Annotated in this window: 17 protein-coding genes and 1 pseudogene; 5 read left to right on the top strand and 13 right to left on the bottom strand. The window is 70.4% G+C overall.

Features of this window, described 5'->3' with window-relative positions; translation table 11 throughout:
- Positions 1-7 precede the first annotated feature (7 nt).
- Entirely contained in the window at positions 8-793 is a 786-nt protein-coding gene (locus tag OG580_RS28155) for an SDR family NAD(P)-dependent oxidoreductase (RefSeq protein ID WP_267046444.1), read from the top strand.
- A gap of 16 nt (positions 794-809) precedes the next feature.
- Here OG580_RS28155 and OG580_RS28150 read toward each other — a convergent pair whose 3' ends face one another.
- From OG580_RS28150 to OG580_RS28110, 8 genes and pseudogenes are all read right to left on the bottom strand, one after another.
- A complete protein-coding gene (locus OG580_RS28150; protein WP_267046443.1) occupies positions 810-1,718 on the bottom strand; it encodes an SUKH-3 domain-containing protein in 909 nt (302 codons plus the stop codon).
- A gap of 7 nt (positions 1,719-1,725) precedes the next feature.
- The gene (locus OG580_RS28145; protein ID WP_267046442.1) at positions 1,726-2,121 is read right to left on the bottom strand and encodes a YwqJ-related putative deaminase; all 396 of its coding nucleotides are present in this window, start codon (positions 2,119-2,121) and stop codon (positions 1,726-1,728) included.
- Positions 2,114-2,587 (bottom strand): SUKH-3 domain-containing protein, encoded by a 474-nt coding sequence (locus OG580_RS28140; RefSeq protein WP_267046441.1) that lies wholly within the window; start codon positions 2,585-2,587, stop codon positions 2,114-2,116. Before OG580_RS28140 ends, OG580_RS28145 begins: the two co-directional genes overlap by 8 nt.
- A gap of 51 nt (positions 2,588-2,638) precedes the next feature.
- Positions 2,639-4,390: pseudogene (locus OG580_RS36185) on the bottom strand (YwqJ-related putative deaminase); the annotation flags it as partial.
- A gap of 86 nt (positions 4,391-4,476) precedes the next feature.
- Complete coding sequence (msrB, locus tag OG580_RS28125; RefSeq protein ID WP_267046440.1) at positions 4,477-4,884, bottom strand: peptide-methionine (R)-S-oxide reductase MsrB; 408 nt, start codon at positions 4,882-4,884, stop codon at positions 4,477-4,479.
- A gap of 22 nt (positions 4,885-4,906) precedes the next feature.
- Positions 4,907-6,298, bottom strand: a complete 1,392-nt coding sequence (murC, locus tag OG580_RS28120; protein ID WP_267046439.1) for a UDP-N-acetylmuramate--L-alanine ligase — start codon at positions 6,296-6,298, stop codon at positions 4,907-4,909.
- 146 nt (positions 6,299-6,444) lie between these two features.
- Positions 6,445-6,918, bottom strand: coding sequence for an indole-3-glycerol phosphate synthase (locus OG580_RS28115; protein ID WP_267046438.1), 474 nt, complete (start codon positions 6,916-6,918; stop codon positions 6,445-6,447).
- A 105-nt stretch (positions 6,919-7,023) separates the two neighbouring features.
- On the bottom strand, positions 7,024-7,812 hold the full coding sequence (locus OG580_RS28110; RefSeq protein WP_267046437.1) for a pyrimidine reductase family protein: 789 nt from the start codon (positions 7,810-7,812) through the stop codon (positions 7,024-7,026).
- A 36-nt stretch (positions 7,813-7,848) separates the two neighbouring features.
- Here OG580_RS28110 and zapE point away from each other — a divergent pair, with 36 nt between their 5' ends.
- The 4 genes from zapE (at position 7,849) to OG580_RS28090 (ending at position 11,953) form a co-directional block, all read left to right on the top strand.
- The gene (zapE, locus tag OG580_RS28105; protein ID WP_267046436.1) at positions 7,849-8,934 is read left to right on the top strand and encodes a cell division protein ZapE; all 1,086 of its coding nucleotides are present in this window, start codon (positions 7,849-7,851) and stop codon (positions 8,932-8,934) included.
- A gap of 34 nt (positions 8,935-8,968) precedes the next feature.
- Positions 8,969-9,394, top strand: a complete 426-nt coding sequence (locus tag OG580_RS28100; protein ID WP_267046435.1) for an OsmC family protein — start codon at positions 8,969-8,971, stop codon at positions 9,392-9,394.
- Positions 9,395-9,559: 165 nt separating this feature from the next.
- Positions 9,560-10,927 (top strand): alkaline phosphatase PhoX, encoded by a 1,368-nt coding sequence (locus OG580_RS28095; RefSeq protein WP_267046434.1) that lies wholly within the window; start codon positions 9,560-9,562, stop codon positions 10,925-10,927.
- A gap of 150 nt (positions 10,928-11,077) precedes the next feature.
- Positions 11,078-11,953: a PPK2 family polyphosphate kinase gene (locus OG580_RS28090; RefSeq protein WP_267046433.1), complete on the top strand. Its 876-nt coding sequence runs from the start codon at positions 11,078-11,080 to the stop codon at positions 11,951-11,953.
- 34 nt (positions 11,954-11,987) lie between these two features.
- Here the strand turns inward: OG580_RS28090 and OG580_RS28085 are convergent, their stop codons facing one another.
- The 5 genes from OG580_RS28085 to OG580_RS28060 all read right to left on the bottom strand — a co-directional run bounded on the left by OG580_RS28085 (position 11,988) and on the right by OG580_RS28060 (position 18,433).
- The gene (locus tag OG580_RS28085; protein ID WP_323182619.1) at positions 11,988-13,454 is read right to left on the bottom strand and encodes a transglycosylase family protein; all 1,467 of its coding nucleotides are present in this window, start codon (positions 13,452-13,454) and stop codon (positions 11,988-11,990) included.
- 75 nt (positions 13,455-13,529) lie between these two features.
- Entirely contained in the window at positions 13,530-15,908 is a 2,379-nt protein-coding gene (locus OG580_RS28075) for a glycoside hydrolase domain-containing protein (protein ID WP_267046432.1), read from the bottom strand.
- Positions 15,909-16,062: 154 nt separating this feature from the next.
- Positions 16,063-17,790: a VCBS repeat-containing protein gene (locus OG580_RS28070; RefSeq protein ID WP_267046431.1), complete on the bottom strand. Its 1,728-nt coding sequence runs from the start codon at positions 17,788-17,790 to the stop codon at positions 16,063-16,065.
- 69 nt (positions 17,791-17,859) lie between these two features.
- Positions 17,860-18,051 carry a hypothetical protein gene (locus OG580_RS28065; protein WP_267046430.1) on the bottom strand — a complete coding sequence of 64 codons (192 nt, stop codon included), beginning with the start codon at positions 18,049-18,051 and terminating at the stop codon, positions 17,860-17,862.
- An 88-nt stretch (positions 18,052-18,139) separates the two neighbouring features.
- The gene (locus OG580_RS28060) at positions 18,140-18,433 is read right to left on the bottom strand and encodes a hypothetical protein (RefSeq protein ID WP_267046429.1); all 294 of its coding nucleotides are present in this window, start codon (positions 18,431-18,433) and stop codon (positions 18,140-18,142) included.
- Between the last annotated feature and the right edge of the window lie 96 nt (positions 18,434-18,529).

The raw sequence follows: 18,529 nt of genomic DNA, 5'->3' as shown, positions 1-18,529 counted from the left end.
CAACACGATGAGCACGATCCCCGGCGGCTATCTCTCCGAGCTGTTCTCGCTCGACGGGCGCACCGCCCTCGTCACCGGCGGCAGTTCCGGGATCGGCCGGGCCATCGCCGGGGCGCTTGCCCGGGCCGGGGCGCGGGTCGTGGTCCTGGCGCGCAAGGAGGACGAGCTCGTCGCGACCGTGGACGAGCTGACGGCCGAGGGCTGCCGGGCCGCGTGGGTGAGCGCCGACCTGAGCACCCGTGAGGGGATCAAGGCGGGGGCAGAGGCGGCCGTGGCCGTCTACGGCGAGCCGGACATCCTGGTCAACTCGGCCGGCATCAACCTCCGGCCCCCGATGGGCGAGTTGAGCGACGAGGTCTGGGACACGACGATGACCGTGAACCTGGAGGCGCCGTTCCTCCTGGGCCGGCGCTTCGGCCCCGGCATGGCCGAGCGCGGCTTCGGCCGGATCATCCACATCACGTCCCAGCAGGCGCACCGCGCCTTCGTGCAGAGCGGGGCGTACGGGGTCTCCAAGGGCGCGCTGGAGTCGCTGGCCCGCTCGCAGGCCGAGGCGTGGTCCCCGTACGGAGTCACCGCCAACACCCTGGTCCCCGGCTTCGTCATGACCCCGCTCAACGTGCGGCTCTCCTCCGACCCGGAGAAGGTGGCCGCCCTGGCCGCCCGCACGATGGTCGGCCGCAACGGCCTCGCCGGGGACTTCGCGGGCGCCGCCGTCTTCCTGGCGAGCGCCTCCTCCGCGTACGTCACGGGGCAGTCCCTCTTCGTGGACGGCGGGTTCTCCGTCCACTGAGCGGACGGGACTCCCCTCAGGGGCCGAGCGGAGCCGCCGACCAGGCGGCGAGGGCCTGGGCGCAGTCGCCCAGGGACGCCGCCGTGGGGCCGAGGGACGCGGACGGACCGGCCGACAGGGTCAGTGCGGGCCCTTCGGCCGGGTTGCCCACCGTCACGGCGCACTCCACGGTGGCGGGCGGGCCCTCCGTACCGCGCGGGACGGGAATCGTCAGGGTCAGTTCGCAGGTGGCCGCGTGCGTGCCGGAGCCGTCGAGCCTCCCGGTCATCGCCGCGATCAGCGGTTCGGTGCTGCTGTCCAGGGAGCCCGGGCCCAGCGGGAAGACCTCGTCCAAGGCCACGACGCCGATGCCTCGCAGGGTGGTCGCCCGCAGGCGCAGCGCCCGGGCGCCGTACACGCCCGTGCTGTGCAGGACGTAGACGGCGACGAGCGCGGCTCGTACGGCGGCGGCGAGGTCGGTGGAGTCGCCGGGCAGGGGGAAACTCCAGCGGGGCGCGCGGAGTCGTACCGGTGCGATCCCCTCGGCGAGCGCGGTCAGGCCCTCGCGCACGGTCGCCCCGAGGAGCCACGCGCCGCCGGGGCCGAGGAGGACGAGCCGGCCTTCCTCGTCGACGGCGAGCGGCGCGTCCGTGTCCGTACGGCCGAAGGGGAAGAGCCGGACTCCCAGGTCGGCCGCGAGCCGGTCGAGCCGCGGGCTCGCGAAGCGGGCCTCTCGGGGGTCGACGACGCAGCCGGTGGCGGCGACCTCGCGCCCGCCGTCCGGGGCGGGCGGGACGCGCAGGCCGTGGAACTCCCGGACGGCCCGCTCGGCGGCGGGGAAGACGCTCCCCTGGCGGACCGCCACCGTCGTCAGGATCGCCAGCATCGCGGCGTCCCCCTCGTCCCGCCCGTGCCTCCAGCCGGCCTTCGTCAGCACGTCGTCCACGGGAGTGTCACCCCTCGCCGTGGAGGACGTCGATGCCGAGACGGTCGAGGAGCGCCGCGCACGAGCGGCAGACCTCTGCCTCCGTGCCGTGTTCGGGGTCGCCGTTCGGGCGGATCTTACGGGCGACGAGCGCCGCGCCCTCGAAATGCGGGGCCGCCTCGTCCAGGGTGATCGTCCGGCCGTCGGCCCGCTGCCGGTCGAGGCCGAAGAGCTCGTCGGAGACGAGCGCGGACTCGGCGCAGTAGCCGACGAACGGCTCGCGCAGGGACGGCGGGAGCGCGTCGAAGAACTCCTGGACGGCGGGGTGGAGGTGAGGCTCGCCGTCACCGGCGAGGTTGGTGTGGCTGGTGATCATGCCGTGCATGAGCAGCGACGCCGCCGTACCGGGAATCAGCTCAGACAAAGTAGTCCTCCGCGTCCTGCATGGGGGCGTGGGCGAGGCTGATCATCGCCTCGTGCTTGTCGGCGCCCATGTAGTAGTCGCCGGTGTGGTGCAGGTAGAAGAACCGGCCCTGTTCGTCGATGACGAGAGGCGATCCCTCCGACGAGTCCCAGCCGACCGGGAAAAGCCGTGCGCCCAGCTTGCCGCTCAGCTCGGCGATGTCGCCGGAGGTCGAGTCCCAGACGAGGGCGGGCAGGAATTCGAGGTACTCCTTGCGCCGGGCGTCGATGGTCACCCGGAGTCCCGCGTGCTCCGTGAGGAAGTCCGTGGCTGCGGCGAAGGGCTCCAGGGGAAAACCCTCGCTCCGGCACTCCTCGGTGATCTCCGCGACGATCGCGGGGATCCGGTCGGCTACGTTCCGCCCGGGGAACCATCCGAACTCGCCGAACCAGGCATCGACGTCGGCCGGGGTGTTGAGGTGAGGCACACAGGCTCCTTAACCGGTGTAGGCGGTGATGCCGGCCATGTCGAGGGCGATCTCGCACGAGCGGCACGGTGGTTTGTACTCGTTGTGGTCGAAGAGCCCCTGGCGGTCCCGGCCGATCTGCACGGTGTACATCTGTGCGTCTTTCAGCGCCTCGCGCACGTGGTCGAGGCTGCTGATGGACGTCCCCGTGGGGTCGAGGTGGCGCAGCCGGTCCGAGATGAGGTTGGCCTCCGCGCACTTGCCGTGTCCCCCACCAGGGTGTACGCCTTGCCCTTCGAGCCGCTCCTTCACCTGATCGTAGAGGTCCTGCGCGGCCGGGTGCAGATCAGGTTTGTCCTGGCCGGATCCCTTCGTGGCGCTGGAATGGCTGGTGACGACCCCGTCGTGGAGCATGCTGCCGGAGCACGCACCGTCCTTGAGGATGTTCGTGCCGGGCGGGAAGTGCGTCTTGGCCATGTCGATCTTGTGCTTGGGATCGTCCGGGTTCTTGGGATCGGCCTTACGTGCCTTGTCGGCGAGGTCGCGGGCCTCCTGAACGAGCGCCGCCCGCTGTTGCTCCGGAGTGAGGCCGCGTACGTCGAGCGGGTCCGTCCGGTGGTGGTTCATGGTGCCTGCGGATCGGCCGTGCCACGGCGGGGCCGGTGTCATGCGGTTGCTCCCGCCGTTCCCGCTCCCGTTCCCTCCCCCGCCGCCTCCGCCGCCGCCTCCGCCGCCGTTCCCGCCGCCCCCGCCGTTCCCGTTGCTGTCGTGGTCGCCCTTGCGCTGGCGGGCGAAGCGGTCGCGGAGCGCGTCGTCGGTGTTCTTGTGGTCGACCGAGATCCGCTTGACGGCCTTGGGGAGGGTCTGGCCGACGTGGTCGCCCATGTTCTTCGCGGCCTTGGTGAGGGCTTCGAGGGCCTTGTCGGCGATCGGGTCGATCGCGTCGGCGATGGAGTCCCGTCCCCGGGCCCGGCCGTGCGCCGTCTTGGCCTTCGTGAGCTTTCCCGCCGTCTTGCCGTGGATGCCCGCGCTGACGGTGTTGAGCTGGGTGGAGGCGTGGTCGTGTTCCTGGTGCTCGATGTGCAGGTTCCTCAGGCCGCCGCCGGGGCCCTTCCCACCGCCGCCACCGCCGCCACCTCCCCCGCCGACCGAGGCCAGGTTCATGGCCTCCTTGCCGGACTGGACTCCTTCCTTGAAGCCCTCCTGTCCGGCGTCCTTGGTCCGGTCGAGGTCGACCTCCTCCTGCAGACCGATCGCCACGGCGCCCAACTGGACCACGAGGTCGGCGGCCATGCCCTCCAGGGCGGCCACGGCCGGCTCGGTCATCGCGGCCACGATGTAGCCGACGGCCTCCTCCACGCACTCCTTGATCAGCCGCTTGATCACCTCCTGCGTGGCCCGCATCGCCCCCGCGCCGATCAGCGCCGACAGACCACCCGTCACCGGGATGAGGGAGATCGCGATGCCCGCCTCGGCGGCCAGGTAACCGAGCTGCACCAGCGCGGCGAGCTTCATGCCCTCGATCGCGCCGGCCGCCGTGTCCAGGCCGCCCGCGACCGTCCGCGCCGCGCCCGAGATGTCCTTGAGGTGTTTGCTCTTGACCTTCGCCCAGTGCTCGTTGAGCGCGTCCATCGACTCGCCCTGACCGGACGACAGCAGCCGCTCGAAGTGGTTGTTCGCGAGCTGCCCGTCGTCCTCCAGGTCCTCCGCGAACTCCCGGAGCGCGTCCGCCATCTCGCGATACGCGTCCTCGTCGACGTTCGGCCAGGCCACGCCGATCAGATCGAGAAGTGTGTCCGCCCAGTCCGGAACCGTGACCGCCACGTCTCCCCGCCCCCCGTTGCCGACTGTTTGCAATGCCGAACAGTCCTACCACAGGGGACGGCTGACGATTCGTCCAGGGCGGGCGGTCAGCCCTCTTCCGGCTCCAGCCGCAGCGAGATCGAATTGATGCAGTACCGCTGGTCCGTCGGAGTGGCGTAGCCCTCGCCCGCGAAGACATGGCCCAGGTGCGAGCCGCAGCGCGAGCAGCGGACCTCGGTGCGGACCATGCCGTGGGTGCGGTCCTCGATCAGCTCGACGGCGGAGCTGTCCTTCGGGTCGAAGAAGGACGGCCAGCCACAGTGCGACTCGAACTTCTCGTTCGACGTGAAGAGCTCCGCGTCGCAGGCCCGGCAGGAGTACACGCCCTTCGTCTTCGTGTCCGTGTACTCCCCGCGGAACGCCGGCTCGGTGCCCGCCTGGCGCAGCACCTGGTACTCAGCCGGGCTGAGCTCCGCGCGCCACTGCTCGTCCGGCTTCTCGACCTCGTACGACATGTGCTCGCTCCTCAGCAGCTCGTCAGCTGGACAGGTGGTCCAGGATCCGCGGGCCCAGGTCCGTGACGTCGCCCGCGCCCATGGTCAGAACGAGATCGCCGGGCTTGGCCATTCCCGCGATCACGTCCGGGACGGTCGCCTTGTCGTGGACGGCCGTGACGTCGGCTCCGGCCCGCTGCGCGGCGGCGATGATCAGCTCGCTGGTGATGCCGGGGATCGGGTCCTCGCGGGCCGGGTAGATGTCGAGGACGACCGAGGCGTCGGCGAGGGCCAGCGCGTCGCCCATCTCCTTGCCGAGCTCCTGGGTGCGCGAGAACAGGTGGGGCTGGAAGACGACGAGCAGGCGCGCGCCTCCGGCGGCACCCCGCATGGCCTCCAGGTCGGCGGTCATCTCGGTGGGGTGGTGCGCGTACGAGTCGATGACCTGGACGCCCGCGGCCTCGCCCTTGAGCTGGAGGCGGCGGCCGACGCCGGTGTAGGCGGTGAGGGCCTGGGCCAGCTCGGCCGGGTCGATGCCGACGCGGGCGCCGGCGGCGAGGGCCGCGGCGGCGTTGTGGGCGTAGTGACGGCCGGGGACCGAGACGGTGAAGGTGTGCTCGACGCCGTCGAGGAGGACGACGACCTCGCTCTTCATGCCGTTCGGGGCGATCTTCAGGATGCGGGCGTCGGAGTCCTCGGACTCGCCGACCGTGACGATGTTCAGACCGTCGCGGTCCGCGACCCGGCGGGCCAGCTCGCGGGCGCCGGCGTGCTCGCCGACGACCAGGGTGCCGCCGGGGCGGATCTTGGCGGTGAAGGCCTCGAAGGACTCGTAGATCTCGTCCATGGAGGCGTAGTTCGCGTGGTGGTCCAGCTCGACGTTGAGGACGATCGCGACCTCGGGGTCGTACTTCTGGAAGCTGCGGTCGCTCTCGTCGGCCTCGGCGACGAAGACGTCCCCGGAGCCGTGCCGGGCGTTGGTGCCGGGGCCCGCGAGGTCGCCGCCGATGGCGTACGAGGGGTCGAGACCCAGCTCGGTGAGGGCGACGGCCAGCATCGAGGTGGTCGTGGTCTTGCCGTGCGTACCGGCGACCGCGATCGCGCGCAGGCCGTCCATGAGGGAGGCGAGCGCGTCGGAGCGGTGGACGACCGGGATGCCGAGCTCGGCGGCGCGGGCCAGCTCGGGGTTGTCGGCGCGGATGGCGCTGGAGACGACGACGGCGGAGGCGTCGTCGGCGAGGTGCTCGGTGGCGTGGCCGATGTGCACCGTGGCGCCGAGGGCGCGCAGGGCCTCGGCGGTCGGGGACTCCTTGGCGTCGCTGCCGGCGACCTTGGCGCCACGCTGGGCGAGGATCTTCGCGATGCCCGACATTCCGGCACCGCCGATGCCGATGAAGTGCGGCCGTTCCATGGCGGCAGGGATGGCGGGTGCCATGTGGATCTCTCCCCGGGGGTGCGTCTGGGTGTTTCGTACTGGAAACCCCAGCCTAGTGGCTCGCGCCGGGCGCCCCGGGGCACGGAGGGCCGACCGTGTCCGCGCCCCCTGCACGGGGCGCGGACACGGGCACCCTCAGGTGTTCCTCACTCCTCGCTGTGGGCGAAGAGCTTGAGCACGGGTACGCCGACCTTGTGGCGGGCGCGGGAGGCCCAGTCCCGGTGGAAGAACTCCTCCACGTAGTGCGGAGCGGTCAGGACGATCACCTCGTCCGCCTCCGCCTCCTCGACCACCGCCTTCATCTTGGTGAGCGGATGGTCCTCGACGACCTGGCCGACGGCTTCGCAGCCGGCCTCTCTCAGGGCCCGGAGCGAGTACTCCAGGGCCTGCTCGGCGGGAACCCGGGCGGCCTTGCCCTCCAGTTCCTCGCCCTCGTGGGCGGCTTCCTTCAGTTCGCCCATGGCGACGTCGTCGATGGCACGCAACAGCACATCGGCCTGGTCACCACGCGGCTGCATAAGGACGATGAAGGACACGCCCTCTTCGCCGTGCAGCGTGGTGACGAACTCCACGTCGACCGACGTCAGGGGCTTCTCGATCATCAGAACGCTTGTGAACACCTCAGGAGCCCTTCTGCGGAAACCATCCTTCCCCGTGCCCGCACGGGGTCTGCGACATAAGTGTGCCCAGCGGACGGAAAGCGGAACGACAAATTCCGCCGATTGTCAGATCCGACGGTAGCGGGTGAACAGGAAGCCGTCCTGCTCCAGCACCGAAGCCACCGCGAAGCGTGTCGGGACGGCCACCGCGGGACCTCCGGCGATCCGCTGAGCGTCACCCGCGGTCATCGTCGGCGAGAGCGTCAGACACAACTCGTCGAGGACCCCCGCCGCCACGAACTGGCCGAGCAGCCGGGGACCGCCCTCGGTCAGCTGGCGCCGCAGCCCGCGCTCGGCGAGGACGGCCACCGCGCGGGCCGGGTCCACCCCGGCCCCGTCACCGGCGATGAGCACCTCGGCGCCCGCCTCCCGGGCCGCCCGCACCCGCCCGGCGGGCGCGGCGGCCCCCGTGAGGATCAGGGTCGGCACCAGCGGCTCGGTGAAGAGCGGCAGCGAGAAGTCGAGGTCGAGGGAGGCGGTGACCACGGCGATCACCGGCGCGGGGCCCTGCCCGGCGGCGGACCGGCGGGCGGCGAAGGCCTCGCGCGCCCTGGCCGGGCGGTACCCCTCCAGGCGAACCGTTTCCGCACCCACGACGACCACATCGGCGAGCCCGCGCAGAGTGCCGAAGATCCGCATGTCGGTGTCGGAGGAGAGCGGCTGGGAGCGGCCGCCGTGCTGCCCCGCCCCGTCGAGCGAGGAGACCATGTTGGCCCGCAGCCACGCACCGTCCCCGACCGGATACGCGTAGGCGTCGGCCAGCTCGTCGAGGGACCACTCCCGGTCACCGGCCGGGACCTCCCCCGCGGTGGTGTCGTGGGCTGTCATGTCCGTCACAGAGAGCAGGCGTCGCATCCTCGCAGTCTGGCATGGCGCTTACAGTGGGGAACTGTGTCGACCCGCACCCTCACCGACGCGGCCTCCACCGAGGCCGCCCCGCTCTCGCTCTGCTCCCGAGAGCCCCACGTCCCCGCCGACCGTCTCGTCGCGGAGATGGTGCCGCCACCCCGTTTCGACTCGGTACGGTTCGACACGTACCTCCCGGACCCGAACCAGCCCAGCCAGACGGACGCCGTCAAGTCGCTGAGCTTCTTCGCCGAGGGCCTCGGCGGGGCGCACGCCTCCGGCGCCGGCAAGCGCCGCTGGTTCGCGAAGAAGCCGTCCGCCCCGAGCGGGCCGCGCGGGGTCTACCTGGACGGCGGGTACGGCGTCGGCAAGACCCACCTGCTGGCCTCCCTGTGGCACGCGACCCCCGCCGCACCCTCGCTGAAAGCTTTCGGCACCTTCGTCGAGCTGACCAACCTCGTCGGCGCGCTCGGCTTCCAGCAGACGGTGCGGACGCTCAGCGAGCACCGTCTCCTCTGCATCGACGAGTTCGAGCTCGACGACCCGGGCGACACCGTCCTCGTCTCCAGCCTCCTCGGCAAGCTCGTCGAGGCGGGCGTGGCGCTCGCCGCCACCTCCAACACGCTCCCCGGCAAGCTCGGCGAGGGCCGCTTCGCCGCCGCCGACTTCCTCCGCGAGATCCAGGGCCTCTCCGCCCACTTCATGCCGCTGCGGATCGACGGCGAGGACTACCGTCACCGCGGCCTGCCCGAGGCCCCCGCCCCGTACTCCGACCAGGTCGTCACGGAGACGGCGTACGCGACGCCGGGTGCCTCCCTCGACGACTTCCCGCACCTCCTCGACCACCTCGCCAAGGTGCACCCGAGCCGGTACGGCGCCCTCACCGACGACCTCACGGCGGTCTGCCTCACCGACGTCCAGCCGATCCCCGACCAGTCGACGGCCCTCCGGCTCGTCGTCCTCGCGGACCGCCTCTACGACCGCGAGATACCCGTCCTCGCCTCCGGAATGCCCTTCGACCGGCTGTTCAGCGACGAGATGCTGAACGGCGGCTACCGCAAGAAGTACTTCCGGGCGATCTCCCGGCTCACCGCGCTCGCGCGCGACGCAAAGGGGCTTGTCGGGCAGTAGGTTGGGGGCCATACCCGATCGAAAGGGATCCACCATGGCCACCGTGCGTCACGCCCACACCGTCTGGCAGGGCGACCTCCTCAAGGGCTCCGGCGTCGTCACCCTCGACTCGTCCGGCCTCGGCTCGTACGACGTCTCCTGGCCGGCCCGGACCGAGGAGCCGAACGGGAAGACGAGCCCCGAGGAGCTCATCGCCGCCGCGCACTCCTCCTGCTTCTCGATGGCCTTCTCGAACATCCTGGCCAAGGCCGGCAACACGCCGACCCGCCTGGAGACCAAGGCGGACGTCACCTTCCAGCCGGGCGAGGGCATCACCGGCGTCCACCTGACCGTGCGCGGCGAGGTCCCCGGCCTGGACGCGGACCGGTTCCAGGAGCTCGCCGAGGACGCGAAGAAGAACTGCCCCGTCAGCCAGGCGCTCACGGGCACGACGATCACGCTCACCGCCGAACTGGCCTGACCCCAGGTCAGTTCGCCCGCCACATGAGGCTGTTGTGGCCCGCATGGTTCACGTGTCACCACACTGCGTGATACACACATGCGGGTCACACGTCACAGCACGCGTCACCACAGACGCCACAGCACAGCGCACACCTGTCCGCCAACAGGAAAAGTGGGTTGCCTCATGTCCGCGACACGACGTCAGATCCTCTCCCGCACCGGCGCGTCCGTCTCCGGGATCGTCTTCGCCGGCGCCTTCGCCGAGCTCTTCGCCGGCAGCGCGGCGGCCGCCGGGAACGGGAACCGGGGCGGCTACGGCCCCCTCCTTCCCGACCCCGCGGGACTCCTCGACCTCCCGGCCGGCTTCCGCTACAAGGTCCTCTCCCGGCAGGGCGATCCGCTCCGCTCCGGCGAGGGACCCGTCCCCAGCAACCACGACGGCATGGGCGCCTTCGCCGGCCGTCGCGGGCGCGTGCACCTCGTCCGCAACCACGAGAACCGGGTCAGCGGGCGCGTCGGCGTCCCGACCGTCCCCGGTCTGACGTACGACCCGGCCGCGAAGGGCGGGTGCACGGCCCTCGAACTCGACGGCCGGAACAACGTCCTCGGCGAGCGCGTCGCCATCGCCGGGACCGCCGTCAACTGCGCGGGCGGGCACACCCCCTGGAACACCTGGCTGACCTGCGAGGAGACCGAGGACAGGGCCGGGACCAACGGCTACACCAAGGACCACGGCTTCATCTTCGAGGTCGACGGCGCCGACCCGCACCGCACCGGGGCCGTCCCCCTCACCGCGATGGGCCGCTTCCAGCACGAGGCGATCGCCGTGGACCCGTCGAACGGCATCGTGTACGAGACGGAGGACGCCTTCCAGCAGCCCTTCGGCCTCTTCTACCGCTTCCTCCCGCACAAGCCCCTTGGCGGCACCGGCTCGCTGCGCGCGGGCGGCGCCCTGGAGGCCATGCGGGTGCCCGGCGTGCCCGACCTCTCCGTGGTCCAGGAGACCGGCGCGCGCTTCGAGGGCGTCGAGTGGGTCCCCGTACCGGATCCGCAGGCGACCGAGACCCCCATCAGACTCCAGGACTTCGGGCCGAAGGGCATCACGCACGCCCAGAAGCTGGAGGGCTGCTACTGGGGCGGGCGGGCCGTGTACTTCGTGTCCTCCTTCGCCCGCCTCAAGGACGGATCGGGCGCCGGCCACTTCGGGCAGGTCTGGAAGTACGAGCCGCACCGGCGCCGGCTCACGCTCGTCGTCGTCTTCGGCCCGAGCACGAACATCCAGCTCCCGGGCGAGTCACCGGACAACATCTGTCTCACGCCGAGCGGCGGCCTGATGGTCAGCGAGGACGGCGACGGGGCGCAGCACGTCTACGGGGTGAGCAGGAGGGGCGAGGTGTACCCGGTCGCGCGGGGAGCGCAGAACATCGGGACGCCCGAGGCCCCGGAGTGGGGCGAGTTCGCGGGCGTCACCTTCTCGCCGGACGGCTCCACGATGTACGTGAACTGCTACACGCCGGGGACGACGTTCGCGGTGACGGGTCCGTGGTGCTGAGCTGACCCGGTGGGGTGAGTGACGGGTGGTCGCACTCCGCGCGCAAAGCGCTCGTGGCGCGACCACCCCGGGGGTGGCCCGAGGTCGCGGGCGACCAGGTTCCGTCGCAGGATCGGGGCAGGACCAGCGGCGCGGCGGAAGGCTCACCAGGTGGCGACGAAGGACGACCGGAAGAAGAGCCGGCGGGACGCACCCCTGCGTGACGTCCTGCGCGTCCCCGGGGGCGAGCGGATCGACCTCACCGCGTACGACGCCTCGGCGATCCCGGCCGGCCCCGCCGACAAGGCGGCCGGCCTGGCCGCCACAGCCGCCCTCGCGCCCCGACTGGCGGACCTCCACGAACGGCTGTACGCGTCGAGCACGGCCGGCGACAGACGACGGCTGCTGCTGGTCCTCCAGGGCATGGACACCAGCGGCAAGGGCGGCACGGTCAAGCACGTCATCGGCCTCTTCAACCCGTCCGGCTGCCGCATCCGCGCCTTCAAGGCCCCGACCCAGGAGGAGCGGAACCACCCCTTCCTCTGGCGGATCACGAAGGCGCTCCCGCAGCCGGGCGAGATCGGCATCTTCGACCGCTCGCACTACGAGGACGTCCTCATCGCCCGCGTCCGCGACCTGGTCCCGCGCGCTCGGCTCGAACGCCGCTACGACCAGATCAACCACTTCGAGAAGTCCCTCGCCGACGACGGGGTGACGGTCGTCAAGGTCTTCCTGCACCTCTCGTACGAGGAGCAGCGGAACCGGCTCCTGGAACGCCTGGACACCCCGGAGAAGCACTGGAAGTTCAACCCGGGCGACATCGAGGAGCGGTCCGTGTGGCCGGCGTACCAGGAGGCGTACGAGGTCGCCCTGGAGCGCTGCACGACGGCCGAGGCCCCGTGGTACCTGGTCCCGGCGGACCGCAAGTGGTACCGGAACTGGGCGATCAGCCGACTGCTGCTCGAACACCTGGAGGGGCTGGACCCGAAGTACCCGCCTGGGGACTTCGACGTGGAGGAGTGCCGGCGGCGGCTCCTGCTGACGTGAGCGGCCGCCGGCGGTGGAGGGCTCTCGGCCGGGGTCAGCCGAGGGTGACGGCGCTGCCCCACCAGTAGTTCTCCGGGACGTTCCAGGAGCGCAGCGGGGTGCCGAACAGGCCCGAGGCGTCCGACTTGAACGTGTAGAACGCCGCCCGGCCGTCGCTGTAGCCGTAGAACGCGGACACGTCCGACCGGCCGTTGCCGTCGTAGTCGCCGGAGGCGATCCGGACGTTCTCCACCCACCAGTTGCCGGGTTCGGTGGTCCAGGACTTCACCGGGTTCTCGAACGTGCCGTCCGTCTTCGTGGTGAAGGTGAAGAGGGAGATACCGCCGTCCTCGTAGCCGTACATCGCGGCCACGTCGGCCCGGCCGTTGCCGTCGTAGTCGCCCGCCGTCAGCTTGACGTTCTTCCCCCACCAGTAGTTCTCCGGCACGTTCCAGGACTTCACGGGATCCGCGAATCCGCCGTCCGTCCGGGACTTGAACGTGAACAGGGCCGCCCGGCCGTCCTCGTACCCGTAGAACGCGCCCACGTCGTCACGGCCGTTGCCGTCGAAGTCACCCGAGGCCAACTTGACGTTCTCGCCCCACCAGTAGTTCTCCGGGACGTTCCACGAACGGAGCGGGGTACCGAACAGACCCGAGGCGTCCGAGGCGAAGGTGTAGAGCGCGGCCGCACCGTCGCTGTACCCGTAGAACGCGGCCACGTCGTCCCGGCCGTTGCCGTCGAAGTCACCCGACGCCAACTTCACGTTCTCCGGCCACCAGTTGCCCGGCGCCGTCGTCCACGACTTCACCGGGGCGGCGAAACCACCGTCGGGCTTGGACAGGAACGTGAACAGCGCCACCGATCCGTCGGCGTAGTCGTACATCGCCGCGAGGTCCGCGCGTCCGTCGCCGTTGAAGTCGCCCGCCACGGGCTTGATGCTGCGGTAGGTCCAGTTGCCGGGGGTCACGTTCCACGACTTGACGGGGTTGGCGAACCCGCCGTCGCTCTTGCCGAGGAAGGTGAAGAGGGCGACCGAACCGTCGGCGTAGCCGTAGAAGGCCGCGTTGTCGTCGCGGCCGTCGCCGTTGAAGTCCGCGTTCACCCGGGAGGCCGCGTCGTCCCGCCAGGCCTGCTCGGCGGATTCGCTGGGGTAGGGCTCCGCGGTGTCACTGCCCAGGCCCGCGCGGGGGCCGCAGGTGGGCCAGGCACGTTCCCCCTGGCCGGCGAGGACCTCTTCGCCGATGAGGATCTGTTCCTTCTTGGTCGCGAGGTGCGGATAGGTCGCGAAACGGCTGCCGCCGAAATCCCTCCAGGTGCTGAGCTTGAACTGGAGGCCGCCGTAGAAGCCGTTGCCCGTGTTGGTGGACCAGTTTCCGCCGCTCTCGCACTGGGCGACCTCGTCCCAGGTGGCGACCGACGCGGCGAGCGCGGGCGACGCCGGCAGCATGGCCGCCCCGCTCAGCAGCAGCGCCGTCGTGAGCGCGCCGCCGACTTTCGTACCAAGGGTCTTGCGTCCCATGAAGGTTCTCACTCCGTCTGTGTGCGGGAAGGGCGGCGCCACCGACAGGTGCCGCCGCCCTGAGTCGGTTCCGGATCAGCCGAGCTTCACGTGGTCGCCCCACCAGTAGTTCTCCGGGACGTTCCAGGAGCGCAGCGGGGTGCCGAACAGGCCCGAGGCGTCCGACTTGAACGTGTAGAACGCCGCCCGGCCGTCGCTGTAGCCGTAGAACGCCGCCACGTCGCCGCGACCGTTGCCGTCGAAGTCACCGGAGGCGATCTGGACGTTCTCCACCCACCAGTTGCCGGGTTCGGTGGTCCAGGACTTCACCGGGTTCTCGAACGTGCCGTCCGTCTTCGTGGTGAAGGTGAAGAGAGCGACTCCACCGTCCTCGTAGCCGTACATCGCGGCCACGTCGGCCCGGCCGTTGCCGTCGTAGTCGGCAGCCGTCAGCTTGACGTTCTCGCCCCACCAGTAGTTCGCCGGCACGTTCCAGGACTTCACGGGGTCCGCGAATCCGCCGTCCGTACGCGACTTGAACGTGAACAGAGCCGCCCGGCCGTCCTCGTACCCGTAGAACGCGCCCACGTCGTCACGGCCGTTGCCGTCGAAGTCACCCGAGGCCAACTTGACGTTCTCGCCCCACCAGTAGTTCTCCGGGACGTTCCACGAACGGAGCGGGGTACCGAACAGACCCGAGGCGTCCGAGGCGAAGGTGTAGAGCGCGGCCGCACCGTCGCTGTACCCGTAGAACGCGGCCACGTCGTCCCGGCCGTTGCCGTCGAAGTCACCCGACGCCAACTTCACGTTCTCCGGCCACCAGTTACCCGGCGCCGTCGTCCACGACTTCACCGGATCCGCGAAACCACCGTTCGCCTCCGACGTGAACGTGAACAACGCCACCGAACCATCGGCATAGTCGTACATCGCCGCGAGATCGGCACGACCATTGCCGTCGTAATCCCCAGCCGTCAACTTCACACTCTTGAAAGTCCAGTTACCCGGCGGACGCGTCCACGACTTCAGCGGAGCATCGAAACCACCATCCGCCCGCGCCAGGAACGTGAACAACGCCACCGAACCGTCGCCATACCCGTACAGCGCCGCCACGTCATCCCGGCCGTCACCGTTGAAATCCGCGTTCACCCGGGACGCCGCGTCCTCGCGCCATGTCTCGGGCTCGGGCTGCGGGGCGGTGTCGGGGGCGACGTCCACGTAGTTGCGGTCGATGTTGAGGGACACTCCGCCGTGCGTCTCGCTCACGTCGCCCGCGTACTGGTGCACGCGTCGCTTGCCCTGCCAGTAGGTGCTGCCGGGCAGGCCCATCGAGGAGTTGGAGACGTCCGCCACGCCGTTCCAGTTGGCGACCCACAGCACGTCGGGCTTGGCGTAGCGGGAGTTGCTGTGCAGGGCGGCCAGGTCGCCGGAGTTCTGGACGTTGATGTACACGCCCGGACGGAAGCCCAGTTCGCGGACCCTCGCGCTGTAGCCGGAGAGGTAGTCGAGGACCCGGGTGCGGTAGGTCGTCGAGGGGTAGGGCTCCATGTCCGTGTACAGCACGGTCTGGGCCGCGAAACCGAGCGCCTTGGCCCTGTCCACCGCGTCGTCGGCGGATTGCCTGCCCTGTGTGGTGGCCACGTCGGGCGTGATTCCCCTGGCCTGGAGCCCCGCGTAGATCGGGATCATGTGCCAGCCCTCGGCCGTACGACCGGACACCCATCCCGCGGTCAGGTTGGGCTGGGCGCAGACCCTGGTGGGGCCTCCGATGTAGATGCCGACGCCCCGGTAGGGCGAGGCCTGCCATGCCTGCATCAGGCTCGCCGAGGGGGCCGCACAGGCGTCGAAGGCCTTGCCGGTGTATCCCGTGCTGGGTGCTGCCGCCACCGCCATCGAGGCTGCCGCGCGGGGAGCGGGGAGCTCGCCCGGGACCGCCGCCGGCCCGATGCGGCCGGAGCCGATGACGCGGGAGACCGTGTCGGGGGTCGTGCCGTAGACGGCCGTGACGAGCAGTCCGGCGCCCTCGACGGCCACGGTCGACTCGCGGCCCGTGGTGGCCGCGACGCGGGCCGGAAGGGGGTGACCGGCCGGCACGCGGAGCACGGACGCGGGGTCCGGGACGGCGGCCCCGGCCAGGGGTTCCACCACCAGGGAGTCCGCCCGCTCGCCGACCGCGTCGGCGGGGCAGGACTGCTGTGCTCCGGGGCGCCCGAGGTAGACGGTGGCCGTGTCGAACCGCACGCACGTGCCGGGCGACTTCTCCAGGTCGACGACGCGCCAGTGCGCGGGGACGTCCAGGCGCAGCCCCCGGTACTCCACCGGCTTGGAGTCGCCGGCCGATGCGGACACCTCGGGGACCTGCGGGAGGGCGGACGCCGCGGAGGCGGTCGCGCCGGGTAACGCGAGAGCCGTCAGCGCGGCGGCGACGGTCCAGCCTCTGTGCGGTTTTCGAGTGGTACGGGCAGGAGATGTGCGCATGGTGGGGCTCACTTCCGGTGTACGGGGCGAAGGGCCACGAAGGGAGGCGGGGTGGTGAGAGGGGCGGGACACGGGTCGGGGCCGCCCGGCAGGTGCCGGGCGGCCCCGACCGGATGCGGACGGGCCGGGCGTCACATGCTCGGCCGAGTCCGGATCAGCCGAGCTTCACGTGCTCGCCCCACCAGTAGTTCGCCGGCACGTTCCACGAGCGCAGCGGGGTACCGAACAGGCCCGCCGTGTCCGACTTGAAGGTGTAGAGCGCCGCGCGGCCGTCGCTGTAGCCGTAGAAGGCCGCCACGTCCGACCGGCCGTTGCCGTCGTTGTCGCCCGAGACGATCTGGACGTTCTCGCCCCACCAGTTGTCCGCGGGCACGTTCCAGGACTTCACCGGGCTGTTGAAGGTGCCGTCGGTCTTGGTCGGGAAGGTGTAGAGCGCCGCGCGGCCGTCGCTGTAGCCGTAGAACGCGGCCACGTCCGACCGGCCGTTGCCGTCGTAGTCGCCCGCGGTCAGCTTGACGTTGGAGAAGTTCCAGTTGCCCGGCTCCGTGGTCCAGGACTTCACCGGTGCCACGAATCCGCCGTCCGTCTGGGACTTGAACGTGAACATCGAGACGGTGCCGTCCTCGTACCCGTACATCGCGGCCAGGTCGTCGCGGCCGTTGCCGTCGAAGTCACCGACGGCGAGCTCGACGTTCTCGCCCCACCAGTAGTTCTCCGGCACGTTCCAGGAACGCAGCGGGGTGCCGAACAGACCCGAGGCGTCGGGCTTGAAGGTGTAGAGCGCGGCCGCACCGTCGCTGTACCCGTAGAACGCGCCCACGTCGTCCCGGCCGTTGCCGTCGAAGTCACCCGACGCCAACTTCACGTTCTCCGGCCACCAGTTACCCGGCGCCGTCGTCCACGACTTCACCGGATCCGCGAAACCACCGTTCGCCTCCGACGTGAACGTGAACAACGCCACCGAACCATCGGCATAGTCGTACATCGCCGCGAGATCGGCACGACCATTGCCGTCGTAATCCCCAGCCGTCAACTTCACACTCTTGAAAGTCCAGTTACCCGGCGGACGCGTCCACGACTTCAGCGGAGCATCGAAACCACCATCCGCCCGCGCCAGGAACGTGAACAACGCCACCGAACCGTCGCCATACCCGTACAGCGCCGCCACGTCATCCCGGCCGTCACCGTTGAAATCCGCGTTCACCCGGGACGAGGTGTCCTCCTTCGGCTCCTCCGGCTCCGGGACGACGTCGTCCACGATGCCCTTCAGGCGCACCGGAGCGAAAGGCCCGTTACCGCTGTAGTAGGGGTACGGAACGATGCGGTGGTGGACGCCGCTGGGGGTGAACTCGTAGCCCCAGTAGGCGGTCTTGTCGCTGCTCGTCCACTCCTCGAAGAGCACGATGTGGCCGCCCGCGCCGGCGTCGTCGTCGAGCAGGGCGTCACCGGGCTTGAGGTCGGCCTTCGTTATCCACTCGGCCGTCCCCGGCACGAAGTTCGGGGTCGCCAGCGAGGAGTCGAGGCCCCACGCCATGGAGACGTAACCGGAGCAGTCCATCCGGTAGCCCTGGTAGTAGTTCGTCCAGCTGTAGTCCAGGCCCTTTCCGACCCAGGACTTCGCCCGCGTGATGACCTCGCTCCGCGTGATCCCCGCCGCTGCGGTGAGACTCCGCTGGGCGGTGTCCCTGCGGAACTCCTCGGGCACCGGGGTCACTTTGCCCTGTCCCGCGCCTGGATAGTCCGGTCGACCCGCCTCCGCGGCCGGATGCCTGTCCGCCGCTCCGCCCTGCTGGGCGAACGCGGCACCGGTCGCGCCGAGTCCGAGGGCCGTGGCCGCGCACAGGGCGACGGTGATGCGGCGGGTGGTCCTGATTCTGGTCATCTTCTGCCTTTCCATAGGGTTTTACCGTGTTCCGCAAGAGAGACGGTGAGGGGGGTGTGGAGAATTCACTCACTGCCAGCCGAGCGTGGCCTTGACCAGCACGCTGTCCGTCATTGTGCTGATGCTGATTCCGGTGAAGGTGAACGCGAGAAACAGGGTGGCGACAAGACGGGCACGCGACACGGCGAAGTCCTCTGGGATAATAGGTGAATTCGGCGAACCGAAATGCGGATACTCGGATCCTGCACCAGAGCGCGGCACGGGTGAAGCATGCGACGTTGTCCGCATCGGGACACGGCCGCTTAGGGACACCGCCCGCCGTCGGGCACATCGTCGACGGCGTGGAGCCTCACCGCTCCAGGAACGACCAGACCAGGACCGCGTCGCAGGAGACGGCGACGAATCCCCATGCCGGATGTCGGTTCAGCGCGCGGGCGCACACCGCGGCGGCCGTCTTCTCGGCGGCGACGAGGCTCTCCACCCGGAGGAACAGGCCGACAACGGCCTCCCGTCCGGAGAGGCGGTGCACCGTGGCGTGCTCCACGCCCTCGCCCGGGACCGCCGCGGCGAGGATCTCCCGCGCCATCTCCTGGTCCGGCTCGCCGTCAACAAGGCGACACAGCCGCACATGGATCAGATACATCCATCGATCTTCGTGAGCCACGCCGCACGTTCCTCCGGTCTCGGGCGTCCCCAAGCGGCCAAGGCCACAACCGGCCACATCAGCATGCACTTCGGT

The organism is Streptomyces sp. NBC_00094 (assembly GCF_026343125.1).
In the GTDB taxonomy this organism is placed as follows: Bacteria; Actinomycetota; Actinomycetes; order Streptomycetales; family Streptomycetaceae; genus Streptomyces.
Note: the sequence above shows the minus strand (reverse complement) of the source record. Positions and strands in the feature narration are given on the sequence as shown.